17 protein-coding genes are annotated in these 18,330 nt (G+C 44.8%); 5 read left to right on the top strand and 12 right to left on the bottom strand.

What is annotated here, in order from left to right:
- The first annotated feature begins 3 nt into the window (after positions 1–3).
- Genes bamA through C3B73_RS11205 form a run of 4 tightly spaced genes read left to right on the top strand, consistent with a single transcriptional unit; the run spans position 4 to position 4,150 of the window.
- Positions 4–2,472, top strand: a complete 2,469-nt coding sequence (gene bamA, locus C3B73_RS11190) for an outer membrane protein assembly factor BamA (RefSeq protein ID WP_232803163.1) — start codon at positions 4–6, stop codon at positions 2,470–2,472.
- A gap of 44 nt (positions 2,473–2,516) precedes the next feature.
- Entirely contained in the window at positions 2,517–3,008 is a 492-nt protein-coding gene (locus tag C3B73_RS11195) for an OmpH family outer membrane protein (RefSeq protein ID WP_232803165.1), read from the top strand.
- A gap of 42 nt (positions 3,009–3,050) precedes the next feature.
- Complete coding sequence (locus C3B73_RS11200; protein ID WP_103665683.1) at positions 3,051–3,578, top strand: OmpH family outer membrane protein; 528 nt, start codon at positions 3,051–3,053, stop codon at positions 3,576–3,578.
- 26 nt (positions 3,579–3,604) lie between these two features.
- Positions 3,605–4,150 (top strand): OmpH family outer membrane protein, encoded by a 546-nt coding sequence (locus C3B73_RS11205; RefSeq protein WP_103665684.1) that lies wholly within the window; start codon positions 3,605–3,607, stop codon positions 4,148–4,150.
- A 52-nt stretch (positions 4,151–4,202) separates the two neighbouring features.
- Here the strand turns inward: C3B73_RS11205 and C3B73_RS11210 are convergent, their stop codons facing one another.
- The gene (locus C3B73_RS11210; RefSeq protein ID WP_103665685.1) at positions 4,203–5,315 is read right to left on the bottom strand and encodes a vWA domain-containing protein; all 1,113 of its coding nucleotides are present in this window, start codon (positions 5,313–5,315) and stop codon (positions 4,203–4,205) included.
- Between the two features lie 97 nt (positions 5,316–5,412).
- Here C3B73_RS11210 and C3B73_RS11215 point away from each other — a divergent pair, with 97 nt between their 5' ends.
- Entirely contained in the window at positions 5,413–6,024 is a 612-nt protein-coding gene (locus tag C3B73_RS11215) for a ribonuclease HII (RefSeq protein ID WP_103665686.1), read from the top strand.
- Positions 6,025–6,038: 14 nt separating this feature from the next.
- Here C3B73_RS11215 and rodA read toward each other — a convergent pair whose 3' ends face one another.
- From rodA to C3B73_RS11270, 11 genes are all read right to left on the bottom strand, one after another.
- Positions 6,039–7,289, bottom strand: coding sequence for a rod shape-determining protein RodA (rodA, locus tag C3B73_RS11220; protein ID WP_103665687.1), 1,251 nt, complete (start codon positions 7,287–7,289; stop codon positions 6,039–6,041).
- Positions 7,282–9,123, bottom strand: coding sequence for a penicillin-binding protein 2 (gene mrdA, locus C3B73_RS11225; RefSeq protein WP_232803171.1), 1,842 nt, complete (start codon positions 9,121–9,123; stop codon positions 7,282–7,284). The genes rodA and mrdA overlap by 8 nt, the downstream gene beginning before the upstream one ends.
- A 7-nt stretch (positions 9,124–9,130) precedes the next feature.
- Positions 9,131–9,601, bottom strand: a complete 471-nt coding sequence (gene mreD / locus C3B73_RS11230; protein ID WP_103665689.1) for a rod shape-determining protein MreD — start codon at positions 9,599–9,601, stop codon at positions 9,131–9,133.
- A complete protein-coding gene (gene mreC / locus C3B73_RS11235) occupies positions 9,598–10,440 on the bottom strand; it encodes a rod shape-determining protein MreC (RefSeq protein ID WP_103665690.1) in 843 nt (280 codons plus the stop codon). The genes mreD and mreC overlap by 4 nt, the downstream gene beginning before the upstream one ends.
- Positions 10,441–10,454: 14 nt before the next feature.
- On the bottom strand, positions 10,455–11,522 hold the full coding sequence (locus C3B73_RS11240) for a rod shape-determining protein (protein WP_103665691.1): 1,068 nt from the start codon (positions 11,520–11,522) through the stop codon (positions 10,455–10,457).
- Between the two features lie 138 nt (positions 11,523–11,660).
- Positions 11,661–13,235: a bifunctional phosphoribosylaminoimidazolecarboxamide formyltransferase/IMP cyclohydrolase gene (gene purH / locus C3B73_RS11245; protein WP_103665692.1), complete on the bottom strand. Its 1,575-nt coding sequence runs from the start codon at positions 13,233–13,235 to the stop codon at positions 11,661–11,663.
- Between the two features lie 19 nt (positions 13,236–13,254).
- On the bottom strand, positions 13,255–13,848 hold the full coding sequence (gene purN / locus C3B73_RS11250; RefSeq protein ID WP_103665693.1) for a phosphoribosylglycinamide formyltransferase: 594 nt from the start codon (positions 13,846–13,848) through the stop codon (positions 13,255–13,257).
- 86 nt (positions 13,849–13,934) lie between these two features.
- The gene (locus C3B73_RS11255; RefSeq protein WP_103665694.1) at positions 13,935–15,014 is read right to left on the bottom strand and encodes an AI-2E family transporter; all 1,080 of its coding nucleotides are present in this window, start codon (positions 15,012–15,014) and stop codon (positions 13,935–13,937) included.
- Entirely contained in the window at positions 15,011–15,703 is a 693-nt protein-coding gene (locus C3B73_RS11260; protein WP_157939488.1) for a regulatory protein RecX, read from the bottom strand. The genes C3B73_RS11255 and C3B73_RS11260 overlap by 4 nt, the downstream gene beginning before the upstream one ends.
- Positions 15,687–16,736, bottom strand: a complete 1,050-nt coding sequence (gene recA, locus C3B73_RS11265) for a recombinase RecA (protein ID WP_103665696.1) — start codon at positions 16,734–16,736, stop codon at positions 15,687–15,689. Before recA ends, C3B73_RS11260 begins: the two co-directional genes overlap by 17 nt.
- A 358-nt stretch (positions 16,737–17,094) precedes the next feature.
- Positions 17,095–18,279 (bottom strand): aminotransferase class V-fold PLP-dependent enzyme, encoded by a 1,185-nt coding sequence (locus C3B73_RS11270; protein WP_103665697.1) that lies wholly within the window; start codon positions 18,277–18,279, stop codon positions 17,095–17,097.
- Between the last annotated feature and the right edge of the window lie 51 nt (positions 18,280–18,330).

Below are 18,330 nucleotides of genomic sequence, written 5' to 3' on the forward strand. Positions count from 1 at the left end.
CTTTTGAAAAGAACACTTTTTGCAACCTTATTTCTAGTTGGTCTTACTTCTATATTTGCTCAGGTTCAGGTACAAGCTCAGGATATTGAGTTAACCGATCCCACGGAGTTAACTCCCCGTGAATATGAGATCCTTGGGGTAACCGTTGAGGGTAATGAAAATACCCGCGAGCAATTCATTATCAACGCAGCCTCTCTGAATGAAGGCAGTACGATCATTTATCCCGGAGATGCTCTTAACAGTGCCATTTCCCGGTTATACCGTTCAGGACTGTTTTCGGACATCAAAATTTTTGTAACTGAGCGTACCTCAAGTGGTATTCGGTTTCAGATCGAAGTGCAGGAACAACCGAGGATCTTTGAATATCGGCTCGAAGACATCAAGCGGTCTCAGAGAAGGGATCTTGAAGATCTGATCGTATTGACACCGGGTACCGTGATCACCGAATCAGCCATTGGGCAGGCTAAGAATACCATTCGCCGATTTTACCGTGAAAAGGGGTATTGGTACACCGAAGTGGAAACCCGGACGGAAGAAGTGGAAGATGTGGATGATCGCGTACGGTTGATCTTTAACATTGATCCCGGTCAGAGGCTGGAAGTGAAGGATATCAACTTTAACGGCAACGATGAATTTTCGGATCGTAAGCTTCGGAAGAAGATCAAACCACTGAAGGAAGATGCATGGTGGAAGATCTTTGGCAAAAAGGTATTTAAGGAAGAAGAATTTGTAGAAGGAAAGGAGAAAGTGCTAAGCTTCTACCGTGAAAATGGATTCAGTGATGCCCGCATCCTGTCTGATTCTGTTTATGTGTACGAATATAAGGATGGTAAAAGAGGCCTGAAGGTAGATGTAAATATCAGCGAAGGTCCTCAGTATAAAGTTCGCAACATCACGTGGGAAGGCAACACCGTATACACCGATGAACAGCTTACAGAGTCACTGGGCTTTCAGAAGGGAGATGTATTCAACGAAGTGAAGTTTGATGAAAATGTGAACATCAATCAGCAAAACTCGGATATTACTTCTCTGTATCAAAATATCGGTTATCTGTTCTTTCAGGTCATGCCTGAGATCAAGAAAGTGGCTGATGACTCGCTGGATATACATTTTAACATCTATGAAGATGAGATCGCTACGATTCGGGAAGTGAATTTTACCGGAAATACGCGTACGCATGACGATGTTGTAAGAAGAACACTTCGAACCGTACCCGGTAATAAATATAGTCGTCAAGCCATTATTCGTACCATCCGTGAATTGGGACAGCTGGGTTATTTTGATCCGCAGAATATTCAACCGCAACCGATCCCGGATCGTGAAAATAAGACCGTTGATATCGTGTATCAGCTGGATGATACTCAAAGTACGTCCAATTTTGAGTTCTCAGGTGGTTATGGAGGATCCGGTATTGGGGTGATCCTTTCTGCCCGCGTGAATTTCAATAACTTTTCGATTCAGCGAGCTTTTGAGAAAGATGGTTGGAAGCCTATTCCATCCGGTGACGGGCAGCAGTTATCACTCGGTGTTCAGGTAACGGGAACCGGCTATCAAAGTTATAGCTTTGGATTTCAGGAGCCCTGGTTCCGAGGAAAGCCTACTTCACTGGGCTTCAATGTCTCGTATAATTTGTTGAATTACCGTGGCACTAACGAAAGAAATGAGTTGTTTTCAAGTTCTGTTTCTATCGGTAGAAGACTTAAATGGCCGGATGATTTCTTTGCGACCCGTACTGTAATTGGGTATCAGTTGTACGATGTGGTGGGTAACGAGTCTTTCTTTGCGGAAGGGACATCCAGCTTGCTGACGTTTGAGCAGGTGCTCGAAAGAAATTCGCTGAACAATCCGATCTCACCAAGCTCCGGTTCAAAATTCACACTTTCCGGTGAATTTGCACCGCCACTGCCGGGATTCGCAGAATACTATAAATTCAGAACAAATTATCAGTATCACGTGCCTGTGGTAGGTAAATTGGTGATGACCAGTCAGGTTAACTATGGTTATATCGGCTATTTCACCGAAGACAAACGCAGTGAACTGAAAAAATTCCTTGTGGGTGGTACCCAACTGCAGCAGCGTCAAAGTTTCTTGTATGATAACATTGACCTCAGAGGTTATCCCGGTGGTACCCGCGAAAGTATTGCTCCCGTAGTGGATGGAGCCAAAGTGGGTGGTACCATGTTCAGTAAGTATTCACTTGAAATGAGATATCCGGCTATTGCCAACGAGCAGATCCAGGTTATTCCTTACACATTTATTGATGCCGGTAATTCATACCTCGACTTTGAAGATTTCGACCCTTTCAATGTAAAACGTTCTGTTGGTTTTGGAGCTCGTTTATACCTTCCGGTATTGGGATTGGTTGACCTCAGTTATGGTTACAGACTCGATGGTGTTAATGTGCCGGGAACTTCGGCAAACGTGATGCCAGGCAACTGGGAATTCCTATTTAATATTGGTTCACCATTCTAATGAAAGCTTTCCGATTCACATTCACACTCGCTTTTATTGTGCTCATGTCTACTCATGTAGCAGGGCAGGATCAGCGTATGGGTTATTTTGAATCGGATCTGATACTGGAAAGTATTCCTGAATATAACAGTTTACAGCAGCAGCTGAATGCGATCAGCAATCAGTGGGAAGCTGAAATACAACGTATGGAAGCAGAGATAAGTGAACTTCAGGAAGAATTTGAGTCGAAGGAAATACTATATACCGATGAGATACGTAATCAAAGAAAGCAGGAAATAGAAAATAAGATCTCGGCGAAGGAACAGTACGTTGCACAAAAATTTGGACCAAACGGTGAATACTTTACTCGGCAAAAGGAATTACTGGAGCCTATTCAAAGGCAGGTATTTGCAGCGGTAAGAGCAGTGGCTCAACGCCAAAATTATGATTATGTATTCGACAGATCCGGTGATATTTATATGGTGTATGCCAATAACGCATACAACTTAAATGATGAGATACTGGAAGAACTCGGCATAGGAACCGATTCTGAATAACAAGTTTAACAAATAAAAAATAAGTACTAATTAACTATTCAAATGAACAAGATTAAAAAAACAACGCTGATGCTTTTCGCTTTCTCCATGCTGTTTGGTATGCAGGAATTGATGGCTCAGGTAAAAATTGGATATGCAAATCCAGGCCGAATTCTGAGTGCTTTACCGGAAGTGGAGCAGGTAGATCAGCAAATTCAGACGTTGCTCGAAGAAAAGGATCAACAGCTTGAACAAAGAGCAGAACAGCTACAACAGATCTTCACTGAATATGAGGAAAACATGAATGCTATGTCTGATCAAGAAAGAGCTGATCGTGAGGGCGAACTGATCGAATTGAACGACCAGTTTACTGAAGAACGGGAAAGCATGATGAACGAGGTAGGGCAGCGTAGAGCCGAACTTATGCAACCGATCATCGAAAAGATGAATGTGGCTATGCAAGAAGTTGCACAGGAAATGAATTTAGATCTGATCCTTAACGAGGGTACTGCAACCGGTGACATGATCGTATTTTATGCAAACAGTGAGCAACTGAATATTACCGATCGCATCATAGAAAAACTTCAATAATAACTGATAAAACCGAACCTAAACTAATGAAGAAATTAAGCTTACTTATACTTTCTGTATTTATTGCTATTTCAGCAGTTAATACAGCAAAAGCACAACAGGAAACCAAGATCGGATACGTGAATCCCCAGGCCGTACTTGCCAAAATGCCTGAAATGAGAGCGATCCAGCAGAGACTTCAGAATTTTTCAGATAAAAAACGAGAAGAACTGACTCAAAAGCAGCAGGAATACCAAACTGCACTGCAGGAGTTTGAGCAAAAGATCGGTGTGATCTCAGAAGAAGCCAGCCAAAGAGAGCAGGATAAACTGATCAAATTGCAGGAAGATTTTCAGATTGCTCAGCAAGATATTCAAAGACAAATACAGCAAAGACAACAGGAACTGTTAGGTCCTATGTTCAATCAAATTAGCACAGCTATTAATGCCGTTGCTGAACAAATGGGGCTAACATATGTTTTGAACACTACAACAAGTAATGGTGATCAGATCATACTGTATGCTTCTCAGGAATTTCAGGAGCGTTATGATATTACTGATGCGGTAATGCAGGAACTGGGAGTGTTTGAATAATTAATTCAACACCTTGAATAATTATAAGGCTACTCTATCTGAGTGGCCTTTTTTATTTTACGTTCTTTTTGCGATTCTGAATATAGTCCTCAAAGATATAGCCACCCAGATTATCCAATGATGCAAAATAGGCCTTACCTTTATTAGCCTCAGTCATTTCTCGCACAAAACTCTGCAAGTAAGGATCTTGCGCGATCATGAAGGTGGTAATGGTTATCTGATCCCGCCGGCACTTTACTGCCTCATCCAATACCTTATTCACGATCTTACGGTCCAGCCCAAAGCTGTTCTTGTAAAACTTACCATTCTCTATCATACAGGATGGCTTGCCATCAGTAATCATAAAGATCTGTTTGTTGGCATATTTCTTTCTTTGAAGAATGTGACGGGCTACTTCCAAGCCCTGTTTGGTATTTGTGTGATAGGGCCCCACTTTCAGGTACGGAAGGTCATCCACTGAAATTTGCCAGGCTTTATTTCCAAACGCTACGATATCCAGAGAATCTTTGGCGTAATTATTCATGATCAACTCGGATAATGCCATGGCCACTTTCTTGGCGGGTGTGATCCTGTCCTCACCATAAAGGATCATAGAGTGACTAAGGTCGATCAGCAAGACTGTGGCTACCGATGTGTAATGATCAGTTTCGTACACCTCCAGGTCATCTTCCTGCAAGTTGAAGGCGTCAATGGAACTATGATTGAGCATGTTCAGCATAGTACCAACACTGTCAATTTGCCCGATATCATCGCCCTGAGTCCATTTCCGAGTCTCAGGTTGTCTTTCAAGACCTCTGCCCGTATGCGGCGATTTATGACTGCCCAAACCACCTTTTTCAAGATTCTTGAAGATCTCTTCTAGTGAACGCTTCCTTAAACTTCGCTCAGTCTTTCGGGTCATTTGGAAACCTTGTCCCTGACCGTCATTATCAATGTAGCCACGTTCCTGCATTTCTTCGATGAAATCACCCAGCGAATAACCGTCTTCAAACTGATCGGTGATGTTATATTCCTTATCAAGTTCTGTCAGCCAGCTGAGGGCTTGTTTCACATCTCCGCTTGAAATCGTAAGCAATTGCTGGAACAAATCCCATAATGTGTCGAATGGTGATCTTCCTGAACTTTTTGCAAAACGTTCGTCCCACTCAAAGTATTTAAAATGCATATCTTTCCTTTTCTATATCAAATACTTCCAATGCTAAATGAGTTCCAATCGGAAGAGTTTTTTAGTGATATCAACATAACTGAATTTAAATAATTAAATGAGTGACAGATTAAAATTTGAGCGACAGCTATGGCGGGAGGGATTTGAACGTATCATTGGGCTGGATGAAGTGGGTAGGGGGTGCCTTGCGGGGCCGGTAGTTGCAGCTGGCGTGGTTTTTAAAAAAGGAACGGATATCCCTGAAATAAGAGACAGTAAAGGGATCGGAGAGAAAGAGCGGATGGAACTGAGTGAGCGGATCAAGGAAGAAGCTCTTTGTTGGTCGGTGCAGGAGGGTAGCATCGAGGAGATCAATGAGTTGAATATTTTGTGGGCTTCACTCCATACTATGCAGAAATGTGTGGATGCCATCGATCCCTCACCGGATTATTTGTTGGTGGATGGTAACCGATATCTCACTTCCATGATACCTCATACGTGTTTGGTCAAAGGAGATGACCGGTCGATGAGTATAGCGGCCGCTTCAATCCTGGCAAAAGTATACCGGGATGATCTTATGAAAAAGCTGCATGATACATATCCTGAATATGGCTGGGATTCGAATGTAGGATACCCAACGGCACCCCATAAAAAAGCCTTGAAAATACATGGGTACACTGAATATCACAGAACCACTTTTAACCTGGGGACAGAGAAGATCAGAAAATGATCATTCAGGCAAAGCTAACGATAGATACTGAATTCCCGTTTATGGAAGTCCATGTTCAGGCAAATAGCCAGCATGATAGTATTGGTTAAAAATGCGGACCCACCATAACTGATGAAGGGAAGCGGCAAGCCAATGACCGGTAATAGAGCAGAAGCACTTCCAACATTTATAAAAAAGTGAATAAAATAGACAGAGGTAAAGCTGACCGTTACCAACTGAGCAAACGGATGTTTGTGATTGCCGGCCATGTTTAACAGCCTGATAAATAAAAATATAAAGGTCATTATGACTATGGTTGAACCGATAAAGCCAAACTCTTCACCGATCACACAAAAGATAAAATCGGTCCACTGCTCCGGCAGAAATTTAAGCTGGGTCTGAGTGCCTTCCAGAAACCCTTTTCCGGTAAGTCCGCCCGACCCAATGGCTGTTTTAGCTTGTATCACATTCCACCCGGCACCGGTTGGATCATAATTTGGATTCGTGAATGCTGCAATACGAGCTATCTGATGAGGTTGTAGAAGCTGATTCATGGCTACCTGAACACCCGACACCGTTAGGAAACCGGTCACAAATGATGTGACCGTTAACCAGACCCTGCGTTGTATAAAGAATATGAGAGCCGTCAGAAGTATGGCAGCTACCAACCCATAGTACCACTCAATAACCGCAAGATAAGCGATGACGGCCGGTGATATAATGAACAAGGAAACCCCATATGGCAAACCCGACCAAAACAACATGACGGGAATAAGTGACAGGAATATCAGGGCAGTTCCCAGATCATTTTGCATAAACACCAGGCTTGCAGGGATCAAAATAATAACTACTGCTGTGAGAGCATATCGAACGTTCTCAGCGGAGATATCACGACGACTGGTGAGGTAGTTTGCCGCAGCTAAAATGGTGGCAATCTTCATCAACTCACTGGGCTGTAAGTTAGCAGGACCGATCCTGAGCCAGCTTTTTGCCCCGTTAATTTCTGTTCCAAACATCAGTGTGAGGATCATCAATATGATCCCAACCCCATAAGCGAGATAAGACAACTGTATGAAGGCCCGTGGGGAGATGAACTGAATAGAGATAAGGGCAAATAAAGAAACGATCACCCAAACCACTTGCTTGAAGAAGTTATCTTGAATGTACTCAGCAAGAAATTGAGAAACGGGTCCCTGAGTGGCACTGTATATAGCGATCAGTCCAATTACAGCCAGGATCATCCAGGTAAAAAATACCGACCAGCTAAATTCTCTTACATTATTCATTGTCTATCAACTCCGAATCCGTTGGTCGAGATACAAAATTCAACACGTAGTTATATACATAATTTCTTGATATCTCACCTTCAATATATTTTTCGATCAGCACGGCTGCCACCGGGGCGGCTGATATGGATCCATAACCTCCATTTTCAATGAGAACACTGACTACGATCTGAGGGTCATCATAGGGAGCAAAGGAGGTAAACCACCCATGATCCCTTCCATGAGGATTCTGTGCGGTTCCTGTTTTACCGGCAGTAGGAACTTCAGGATTATTGGTGTAATAGCGGCTGGGACCTTCTGAAACCACTTTTCTCATCCCTGCTTTGATTACTCCAAGGTTTTCGTCTGTGATCCATCCAACCTGATGCAGTTCAGGATTTTTTTCAACGACCCTGCCGCTTGGCATGCGGGATGCCTTAACGATATGAGGTTTGACTCTGTAACCACCGTTTGCGATTACGCTCGTCATTTGGGCTACCTGAAGGGGAGAAAGTGACAGTAGTCCCTGTCCGATTCCCATGCTCATAATATCTCCAACTCCCCACCGGTTTTCCCCAAACACCCGGTTCAGGTAGGTACTGTCCGGCACGATGCCATTTGAGGCATAGGGTAGATCGATTGGATTTGAGACACCGACGCCGAGGTCCTTCACCAGGCTACTCCATTCATTGAGGTATCCATTGGTTGCGATCTGATCCATTAATGAGAAAAAGAAGGTGTTACTTGAATTTGCAATGGCCTTTTCAAGGTTATAGTCCCCGATAGGGGCGGTATCACGGTATGGCCGACCTCTCATGTAGGCTCCACTATTATAGACCGTTGTGGTTGAGTCTATGAATCCAAGATGCAGGCCAATAAGTCCCATGATAGGCTTAAAGGTTGAACCGGGAGGCTGCCTGCCCGAAATAGCTCTGTTGTATAACGGTGTCAGCGTATCGGCATTGATAGCCTGCCAGTAATCGGTATCCAGTCTTCCGGCTAGTTTTTGCAGGTCATAATCCGGTGCACTTACCATGGCCAGAATTCCCCCGGTCTTTGGATCCATAGCCACCAAAGCTCCTTTTTTTCCTTCCATGAGTTCCTCAGCCAGAACCTGCAGTTCAGTATCGATGGTAGTGTAGATATCGGTTCCCTGAACCGGAGGCTGAGACAGAGTCGTGTCTTCAAAATTTGAAATGGCCTGCCCCAACGCATTTACACGGAGATACTTGACCCCGTCATCACCTCTCAACGTATCCTCATAGATCATCTCGAGGCCACTTTTGCCGACCTTATCTCCAAGTTTGAGGCGGTCAGAATTCTGGTACTCTGCCTCACTTGCTTCCCGAAGGTATCCAAATAGATGCGAACCGTTTATATCTGTCGGGTAATGTCGCTTACTTTCGATCTGATGGCCAATACCCGGCAATTGCCAGAGGTTTTCCTGAATGGCAGAAAACCGATCAAAATCGATCTCTGTGATGAGCCTGGAGGTTCTGTACCACGAATATCGCTGCGCTTCCTGAACCCTGGCTGTCAGCAGAGAATCGGATACATTCAGGATATCAGCAAGAAGAGGTAGTTTATCATTATCAAAAAGGGAAGGGGTGATCGTGATGGAGTATATGGGTTCATTATCTACAATAAGCCTTCCATCTCTATCATATATCAAACCCCTGGCGGCATCCACATATTCCTGCCTGACCGAATTCTCCTGCCCAAGGGCTGCATAAACATCATATTCAATGATCTGCAGATAGAACACCCGTCCCAATACGACCAGCATCATGCCGATCATAATGACCTGCAGGGCACGGATGGACGTCCTTGTTCTATTTGATTGAGATATTGACATCAGTCAGTTAGTTACCTTTGAAAATGAATAGCATGGCTCCCAGTGTTGCGGTATATAAACTACTGAGGAGAAGGAAAATTATGGGTGAAATGCCTGAGCTGTAGGCTTCAATAAAACTGCTTAAACCCAGGAAGACAAGGTTGTGTAAACCTGCAGTCACAAGGATCACTATAAAGACTTGCCACACCAACAGACGACTCTCCCTTTGCCGGTTAAGAAAATTGTAGGCAAAGAACATCAAAAGGATCTTGGAAAACATATTGAGTCCCCAAAAATCAAATAATGCATCCTGAAAGAAGGCAAGCACGGCTGTGATGATCACAATTTGAAGGCGTTCATATTTCATGGAAAGCCATAGCAGGTAGATCAGCAATGGATCGGGGGTTGCTCCAAAAAAGCTCAGATGTTGAAAAATAAGAACTTCAACGATCACAAAGCTTAAACCAACTAAAAGATCTTTTATGGTCTCTTTATTCATTCAAACAGTTGATTATACATTTCCTGCAAAACTTTGATGCTGGAATCGGGTTCAAATTTAATAATAAAACCCTGTGCCACATCAGTCAGGCTCGCATAGGGCTCCAGGTAGATCCGTTGCGTCTGCTGTCCCTGTTCCGGCTCCGTTCTGATAACCCGGCCAATTGGAATACCCGGTGGAAATTGATTGCTGCTGCCCGAAGTTTCGATCACATACCCTGAATCAACCGGAATTGTTTTGGGGACAAATTCCATGATCAGGTCACCAAAGGGTTCGCGGGTCCAGCTAACAATACCGTTGGCCTGATTTTCCTGAATGCGGGCACTCACCCGAAACAGTGAATTATAGTAGGGCATCACCTGAGAATAGTTGGAACCGGCCAGAACGATCTTCCCAAGCAGTCCATCGGATGTAACCAGGGGCATGCCTTCTTTCAGACCATCATCAGTACCGGCATCTACCGTCAGTATATTGTTGAACCCATTCAATTGTTTACTGACAATCAGAACCGGTTGTAGATCAAAATCGCTGCGGTATTGATAACCAAGTAAATTCCGTAGCTCTTCATTTTCCTGTTGAATAGCACGCAGGCGACTTAACTCATCCTGTAGCAGGATATTCTGCCGCTGTAAGTAGGTATTGGTATTCAGAGCCTGTCGGTAGATCCGGATATTGGCCAGGGGCTCTTCAAGTAAACTTAATGATGTCACCGAAACGGTACGCAGCGTATCTATACCACCCTGATGTCTGCTGATTGCCAGTGCAAAGGCGAAGATCAGGAGCAGGGCAGTTATTATGTAATCCTTGGCATCACTTAGTTTTAACGATCTAAGTCGCATTCATTATGGGGATGTTATGAAATTACCGGGCGGTAATATTCAAGATTTTCAAGTATGGCACCGGTCCCTCGTACAACGGCAGTAAGAGGATCTTCGGCAATATGAACAGGAAGATCGGTAGTCTCCATGATCAGTTTATCCAGATTTTTAAGCAAAGCACCGCCACCGGTCAGCATAATACCTCTGTCAAGGATATCAGCGGATAGTTCAGGAGGGGTTTGCTCAAGTGATTTGGTGATCGATTCCACAATAGTATTCACAGATTCTGCGATGGCTTCCCTTGCATCCTTTGAAGTAATGTGTCGGGTTCTTGGAACGCCATTCACCAGGTCACGACCTTTGGTGATCATCTCAAGTTCTTCATCAAGTGGAGCCGCTGAACCAATATCACATTTAATTTTCTCAGCGGTTCGCTCACCGATCAGCAGGTTATGGTTTCGTCTGAAATAGTTAATGATATCATCATTCAGTTCATCTCCACCTAAACGTACCGATTGTGCATAAACCACACCTGAGAGTGCAATAACAGCGATCTCAGTGGTCCCGCCTCCAATATCAACGATCATACTTCCCACCGGCTCGTGTACATCAAGACCAATTCCGATAGCGGCAGCCATGGGTTCGTCCACCAGGTAGACTTCCTTGGCTCCGGCGTGCTCAGCACTGTCACGTACGGCGCGGCGTTCAACTTCGGTGATCCCGCTTGGCACACAAATTACCATTTGGCGGGTGGTTGAGTACCATTTCATTTTCACCTTTTTGATCATCCCGCGGATCATCTGCTCGGCCACTTCAAAATCAGCGATCACACCATCTCTCAAAGGACGTACGGTACGTATTTTACTGTGCGTTTTCTCGTGCATCAACCGGGCTTCATGGCCGGTGGCAACCGGAACATTCTGCTGATTCAGTGCAACGATAGATGGTTCGTTTAAAACGATACCTTCACCTCTTGAATAGATCAGGGTATTGGCAGTCCCAAGATCCATGGCGATATCTGTATAAAGAAAATCGAAGAAACCTTTTTTCTGAGGTTGTTTTTTACTGTTTTCTGAAGTGTTTACTTCGCGGGAATCTGACATTTTTGACCGTTAAGATATTTGTGCGTTGGGATAATAGATGAAAAAGAAAATACAATAATGAATGTGTATTTGCGAATGTATAAAAACCTAAAATTCAGAAATTTTCAAATTGATCGAATGTTATCTGATTTTGCTAACTCAATGCCTGAAATGACGTTTACCGGTTAGCACCATAGCCATATCAAATTCGTTGGCTTTGGCGATCACTTCCTCATCCCTGATACTGCCTCCGGGCTGAATGACTGCAGTCGCTCCGGCTTTGGCAGCGGCTTCAACACCGTCTGCAAAGGGGAAAAAAGCATCGGAAGCGATAGCCGATCCCGACAGGCTCAATCCTTCCTTTGCGGCTTTTGCCACTGCGATCTCTGACGAATCAACACGACTCGTTTGCCCTGAACCTATGCCTAATGTTCGCCCATCTTTGGCATATACAATAGCATTCGATTTAATGTGACGAACCACTTTCCAGGAAAATAATAGATCTTTCATCTCCTGCTCCGTTGGTTTTCTGTTGGTAACCACCTCAAACTCTTTGGGATCGGCCGGCAACAGATCTGCCTGTTGATGCAGTAAACCTCCAAATATGGATCTGAAAGACGAGCCTTGTACTTCACTAACCGACATTTTGATCCGAATTAATCGGCGATTTTTTTTCTGCGTCAGAAGTTCGAGCGATTCCTCACTGAAGGATGGAGCAATAATGATCTCTGTGAAGATCTCGTCGATAGCTTTAGCGGTATCCAGGTCCAGTTCCTGATTCACCACTACAATGCCACCAAATGGGGAAACACGATCGGTACTGAACGCTTTTTCGTAAGCTGATCTCAGCGATTCACCAACCCCGACTCCGGATGGGATCGTATGTTTGATGATGGCACAAGCCTTTTCCTCATCCGTGAAATCAGAGATTATATTCAGAGCAGAATCGACATCCAGATAGTTGTTGTAACTGAGCTGTTTTCCGTGAAAACAGTCAATGAATGAGTCCTGATCTCCATAAACGGCAGCTTTTTGGTGGGGATTTTCCCCGTACCTCAGCTCCTGAGAAAGCGGCAGTGAGATATTAATTTGTTTGGCCGGTTCCTCGTCGATCAGGTCTGTAAAATAGTTGGTGATTGCCGCGTCGTAATCTGCCGTGTGGGCAAAGGCATCCTTTGCCAGTTTTCTTCGGCTTTCAATGGAGATCGCCATTTTCTCCTCCAGTTCTTCTGTAAAACCGGCATACTGTGATGGCGAGCTTAAAATGGCAACGTGTGCAAAATTCTTGGCCGCCGCTCTTATCATGGTTGGGCCGCCAATGTCAATGAATTCTGTAGCTTCGGCTTCAGTTACTTCCGGTTCAGCCACTTTATCTTTAAAAGGGTACAGATTAACTACCACAAGTTCTATGGGGGTGATACCCAGTTTATCGATCTCCTCAACGTCAGGCTTGTGGGATGTGCGCGCCAGAATTCCACCGTGCATCATAGGGTGCAGGGTTTTAACACGACCATCCAGGCATTCTTCGAATCCTGTGATCTCAGACACATCCTTTACCGGAATTCCCTCTGCTTTGATGACCTTCGCGGTTCCTCCGGTTGAAATGATCTCCACACCGGATGCATGCAAAACTTTTGCCAGTTTTGGCAGACCTGTTTTATCTGAAACCGAGATGAGGGCACGTTTTATGGTAAGAGGAGTGGTTGGGAGGGAAGAAAGAGGCTTGAGTGACACGGGTATATTGTATTTCAGGTTAGGTGTTGGGTAGTTTGCGAATATATTTTTGTATGGTGGCAGGGAACAGTTTGTGTTCCTTTTTTAAAATACGGGCTGCCAGACTTTCGGGTGTATCATCGGGGTGAACCGGGACCTCCGTTTGAGCTAGGATCGGTCCTTTATCAAATTCTTCATTCACCAGATGTACCGTACACCCGGAAACAGGTTCCTGATCTTCGATCACAGCTATGTGCACATTCAAGCCGTAAAACCCTTTGCCGCCATATTTTGGGAGCAAAGAGGGATGAATATTAAGGATCCGGTTCTCATAATTCTCAATGACCTTTGATGGGATCTTTTTCAGATAACCGGCCAGAATGATCAGGTCGGTATTCCAGGTCTTGAGTTGTTCCAACAGAGCCTCTGCAAATTCAGATTCATGTTCAAAAGAGGAAGGAACAATGACCTTGTAAGGGATGTCGTGATCAGAAGCCCGGCGAATTGAACCGATATCAGGTTTATCGGTGATGAGTCCATTGATTTTTGCAGATAGTTCACCCTTTTCAATTGCATCAATAAGCGACTGAAAGTTAGTGCCCGAGCCGGACGCAAAAACAACGAGTCCTTTCAAAAGTTAAAATGGTTTTAAGGGTGCCTGGTAGGGCAGAAAAGATAGGAAATGTTTAGCTACGATGAAGAAGAAATCTGCAAGAATTTCTACCCGGAGGGCGGCCCCGCTTCTTTCCGGAAGATCTGATAATTATTGAAGCTCCAGTTGATCTGCGTAATGGCGATCTTAATGACTGTAGCCAGGGGAATTGCGATCAACATACCGAGAATACCTGCAGTTTCGGCACCCACCAGAATGATGAACAAAATGGCCACGGGGTGCATATCCGCAGATCTTGAGAAGAGCATGGGTTGAAACACCAGGTTATCCAGAAGCTGAACGATCAGAATAGCCAGCATGCAGGCTGCAACCAAAGAAAAATTACCGGTTTCAATAATGGAAACGATCACAGAGAGTACATAACCCAGTATCGGTCCAAAGTAGGGGATGGTATTGGCAAGACCGACCGCGATACCCACTGACATCGAATTACCCAGGCCCGCAATGCTCAAAAATGCCCACGACGAAAGGGCTACCAGAAAACTTTGGAGTAACACACTTCGGAAATATAATCCCAGGCGGTTCTCGATCTTATCGATCACTGTGAGTGAGGTTTCAAAATACTTGTTAGGTACAAGTCGAAGAAGATCACGCCGGATCTTGCTTCCATCTTTCAAAAAGAAAAATGCGGCAAAGGGAACCACCAACACAGCAGAAAAGATATTGGTAAAGATGCCAAGAGCATCACCAATGATAGTGGAGATCTGATTCACATCAAAAAGGTCGTTGGCAATCGCCGTGATGTTGTCTTCCAAAAAGCCTTCAGGGAGAAATTCGAATTTATCCAGAAATTGGTTTTCGATACGGACGGAGATCTGCCGGATATTTTCGAGACTGAGTTGTGTAGCTAATTCAGCCATTTGGTTGGCAATGATCGGGATCACACTGGTAGAGATAAACCCGAGAATAAGTACCACGGTAAAGAGAACCAGGGTAACCCCGAGAGTTCGGTTCACACCGGATGCCTGCAAACGGTTCACAAATGGATCAAGCACGTAGCTCAGGATCATAGCCAGAACCAGAAAGATCACAAGGTTGGAGTAGTTATACACGATCATAAGGCTAACGACAACCGCCGATAGCCCGATGATAAATTTAACCACTTTGTCCAGTGTGATATTCTTCATTGATCAATGATCATTAATAGTTCGTCTATGTGTTTGAAAATATGGTCTGAATCGTACCCTTTTCTCAGTAAAAAGTCGAATATCTTTTTCTTTCTTTTTTCCTTGGGCTCACGTTGATACCGTTTCTTCTTTTTCCGGATCAGGGTAACCATGCTTTCCCTGATATCCTCAGCGGCAAAGCACTTCCTGATACACTCCTCAACAACACCTTTCGATATCCCCTTTTTGAATAACTGTGTTCGGATCTTATAAGGCCCCCAATCGTTGAATTCAAACTTATCGGCCGTGTATTTCAGGGCAAACTTTCGATCATCTATATATTCCTTTTCCTCGAATTCATCAAGGATTTCATCGATGTAGCTGCCCGAATAACCCTTTTTATAGGCTTTGTCCTTGAGTTCTTTTCGGGAATGATCGCGTCTGGAAAGTATCCTGAAAAAGTATTCCCTTGCAGCCCAGCGTTCTTCAGATGTTTCGATCCGGGAAAGAAGCTCACGGGTTATGAGCGTGCCTTTTCTGAGATCAAGCTGAGTAAGAGTCGCTTCTGAAACCCCGATCAGAAACTGGTTTTGGACGAAGAGTGAGAAACGGGTTGCGTTCTTTTTTTGAACCTGGATCTCAGAAACAGGAGCCGGAAGAAGCTCAAGGGCTTCTTCCGAATACCGTTGGTATTTATCCTTTTTCTTCAACCGCTTCTTTTTCCTTCTTATCCTTTTCAGGCTCTTCTTCCTCAATTCCCATTAGCTTCTTGCGAACACTGGTTTCGATCTTCTTGGTCAGTTCAGGATCTTCCTCGAGGAATTGCATAGCTGCATCGGAACCCTGTCCGATCGGTTCACCGTCGTAACGGAACCAGCTTCCGCGCTTCTCAATAATGTCATACTCCACTGCCAGATCAAGCACTTCTGATATCCTTGATATGCCCTTACCGTACATGATATTGAATTCAACCACTTTGAAGGGGGGAGCCACCTTATTCTTGGCAACTTTTACCTTGGTGCGGTTACCGATCACATCATCGCCTTTTTTGATAGAACCGATTCTGCGAATATCCAGCCGAACGGAAGAATAGAACTTCAGAGCGCGACCACCGGTAGTGGTTTCCGGATTTCCGAACATCACACCGATCTTTTCACGAACCTGATTAATGAAGATACAGGCCGTCCGGCTTTTATTGATGATACCGGTGATCTTACGCATGGCCTGAGACATCAGGCGTGCCTGCAGCCCCATGTGCGAATCACCCATTTCACCTTCCAGCTCAGCGCGGGGTACCAAAGCCGCAACGGAATCGACCACCACCACATCCAGGGCACCGGAGCGTATCAGAGTTTCGGTGATCTCAAGGGCCTGCTCACCGTTATCGGGCTGTGAAACCAGCAGTTCTTCTACGTTAATACCCAGTGCCTTTGCGTAGCGCGGATCAAAAGCATGCTCTGCATCGATAAAGGCCGCATACCCGCCGGCTTTTTGAGCCTCGGCGATCACCTGAAGGGCAAGGGTGGTTTTACCACTCGCTTCCGGACCATAAATTTCTGTTACCCGACCACGTGGAATTCCCTGCACGCCAAGGGCATAATCAACCATAATGGATCCGGTTGAGATCACATCAATATCCTGCACGGCTTCGGCGCCGAGCTTCATTATGGTTCCTTTACCATGCTGTTTTTCGATCTGCCCGACGGCTATATCCAGGGCTTTGACTCTGTCGTCTTTACTCATAATGTTTACCTGTGTGTTTTGTTATTAAAAATCCGTGTAGTCTGTAAATCATTAGGCCCTGCTCAGCGGCCTTTCACTATCAATGTAACGTTCTTTAAACCTGTGGCTGCCAATATACACTGCCGGAGTGACGATCTGTGTCACCCCGATTTCAGTTGATTTGAATATATGTTCAATATATGTAATAGACAAACATTGTGTTGATCTATTCTCAGAGTCGGTTTTGAGAACCCGACTGTTAAGTAAGAGGGCTGAAAATCGAAATCCTTACACAAAAAATTTTATGATCTGCTATAAACAGACAACTGAACGTAGTTCAGAAACTACAGTATTTTTTTGATAAGGGTGTGAATCTCGTTCAGTTTGAGTTGATAACTTCTTCCAGCTTATCCATGGCTTTTTGGATCTGATCGGTCGTGATATAGGGGGCCGGACCAAATCTGAGGATCTCGCCGCGGGCGTCTGTGAACACCTCATTTTCCATGAGGGCTGCGCGGATCTCACGGGCTTTAGGGGAGGTGAGTGAAAGGAACCCTCCATTTAGGTCCAAAGGCTTTTCATGGGTGAGCCGAATGAGAGCCGGATCGAAATTTTTGCTTTTGAAAGTGTCACGAAGCAGGCTTACCTGTGCCTTGTATTGTTCACGTAGTACCTCGGGGGTGAGTCCCATCTCCCGGAAAAATTCAACCACTTTTGCCGCCCTGAACTGAGAAGATGGATCATAGGTGCCACTGGCAAATCGCTGATTGTCATGATCATATTCTACCGGTTCATTGGTTCGCGGTTTATCAAGCGTGCTGAAGGAGGCAAACCATCCGGTGATGGCCGGCCGGTAGTCACAATCTCTGGGAAAGCGCAGGAAACAGTTGGCCTCGCCCCATTGCAGATACTTGTATCCACCGATCAGGATAAAACAATCCTCAAGACCGGCTTCGCGTATGGAAAGTGGAACCACATTGGTACCATGGTAATCATCGATCAGAACGGGAATTCCATTCTTTCGTGCGGCTGCGGCTATCTCGGTCAGGTGTGTGTTGATCAATGAGGTTTCAAAGTACACGCGGGAGAGCATCACTGCCGAGGTGCGGTCATCCATTTCCTCGATAATGCGTTCTGCAAAGGTGTCATCGGGTTGAACCGGAACCTGAACAAATTCAAGGCCTTCTTCCTCGAGCCGGTGCAGCTGTCTGAACAGGGAGTGAAATTCTCCATCAGTGGAGATGATCTTGGGCTTATTTTTCAGGTTCAGACTACTCATCCAGCTAACGAATAGGACATGCGTACTCTCCTCGCGGCAGTAAAATCCATCCGGATCATCATAAAAATCACGAAGGTAATTTCGGAGGATCTCGGTTTTCTCAAAAGCGGCTCCCCATTTGTTGTCCACATCGCGGGCACAAACGTCAAAATATTCGGTTTGACCCTCACGGGCTACATCGGGCCAGGCCTGATGAGAGTGACCGGTAAACAGGAGCCGGTTGGCTACATTAAATCGTGAGTAGTGGGGAGCGAGTTTTTTGGCTAAATGATCAATACCTGACATGAATAGTAATTTGGTGATTCTTTGCGGGTCTGAAAATAAGTTTCCTACGGC

Origin of the sequence: Gracilimonas amylolytica, from assembly GCF_002911695.1 — a bacterium.
GTDB lineage: Bacteria > Bacteroidota > Rhodothermia > Balneolales > Balneolaceae > Gracilimonas > Gracilimonas amylolytica.

What these genes read in the sequence shown, in the direction of transcription:
- C3B73_RS11195 (WP_232803165.1), top strand. Translation starts at nt 2,517, where the DNA reads ATGTCTACTCATGTAGCAGGGCAGGATCAGCGTATGGGTTATTTTGAA.
- C3B73_RS11200 (WP_103665683.1), top strand. Translation starts at nt 3,051, where the DNA reads ATGAACAAGATTAAAAAAACAACGCTGATGCTTTTCGCTTTCTCCATG.
- C3B73_RS11205 (WP_103665684.1), top strand. Translation starts at nt 3,605, where the DNA reads ATGAAGAAATTAAGCTTACTTATACTTTCTGTATTTATTGCTATTTCA.
- C3B73_RS11210 (WP_103665685.1), bottom strand. Translation starts at nt 5,315, where the DNA reads ATGCATTTTAAATACTTTGAGTGGGACGAACGTTTTGCAAAAAGTTCA.
- C3B73_RS11215 (WP_103665686.1), top strand. Translation starts at nt 5,413, where the DNA reads ATGAGTGACAGATTAAAATTTGAGCGACAGCTATGGCGGGAGGGATTT.
- rodA (WP_103665687.1), bottom strand. Translation starts at nt 7,289, where the DNA reads ATGAATAATGTAAGAGAATTTAGCTGGTCGGTATTTTTTACCTGGATG.
- mrdA (WP_232803171.1), bottom strand. Translation starts at nt 9,123, where the DNA reads ATGTCAATATCTCAATCAAATAGAACAAGGACGTCCATCCGTGCCCTG.
- mreD (WP_103665689.1), bottom strand. Translation starts at nt 9,601, where the DNA reads ATGAATAAAGAGACCATAAAAGATCTTTTAGTTGGTTTAAGCTTTGTG.
- mreC (WP_103665690.1), bottom strand. Translation starts at nt 10,440, where the DNA reads ATGCGACTTAGATCGTTAAAACTAAGTGATGCCAAGGATTACATAATA.
- C3B73_RS11240 (WP_103665691.1), bottom strand. Translation starts at nt 11,522, where the DNA reads ATGTCAGATTCCCGCGAAGTAAACACTTCAGAAAACAGTAAAAAACAA.
- C3B73_RS11255 (WP_103665694.1), bottom strand. Translation starts at nt 15,014, where the DNA reads ATGAAGAATATCACACTGGACAAAGTGGTTAAATTTATCATCGGGCTA.
- recA (WP_103665696.1), bottom strand. Translation starts at nt 16,736, where the DNA reads ATGAGTAAAGACGACAGAGTCAAAGCCCTGGATATAGCCGTCGGGCAG.
- C3B73_RS11270 (WP_103665697.1), bottom strand. Translation starts at nt 18,279, where the DNA reads ATGTCAGGTATTGATCATTTAGCCAAAAAACTCGCTCCCCACTACTCA.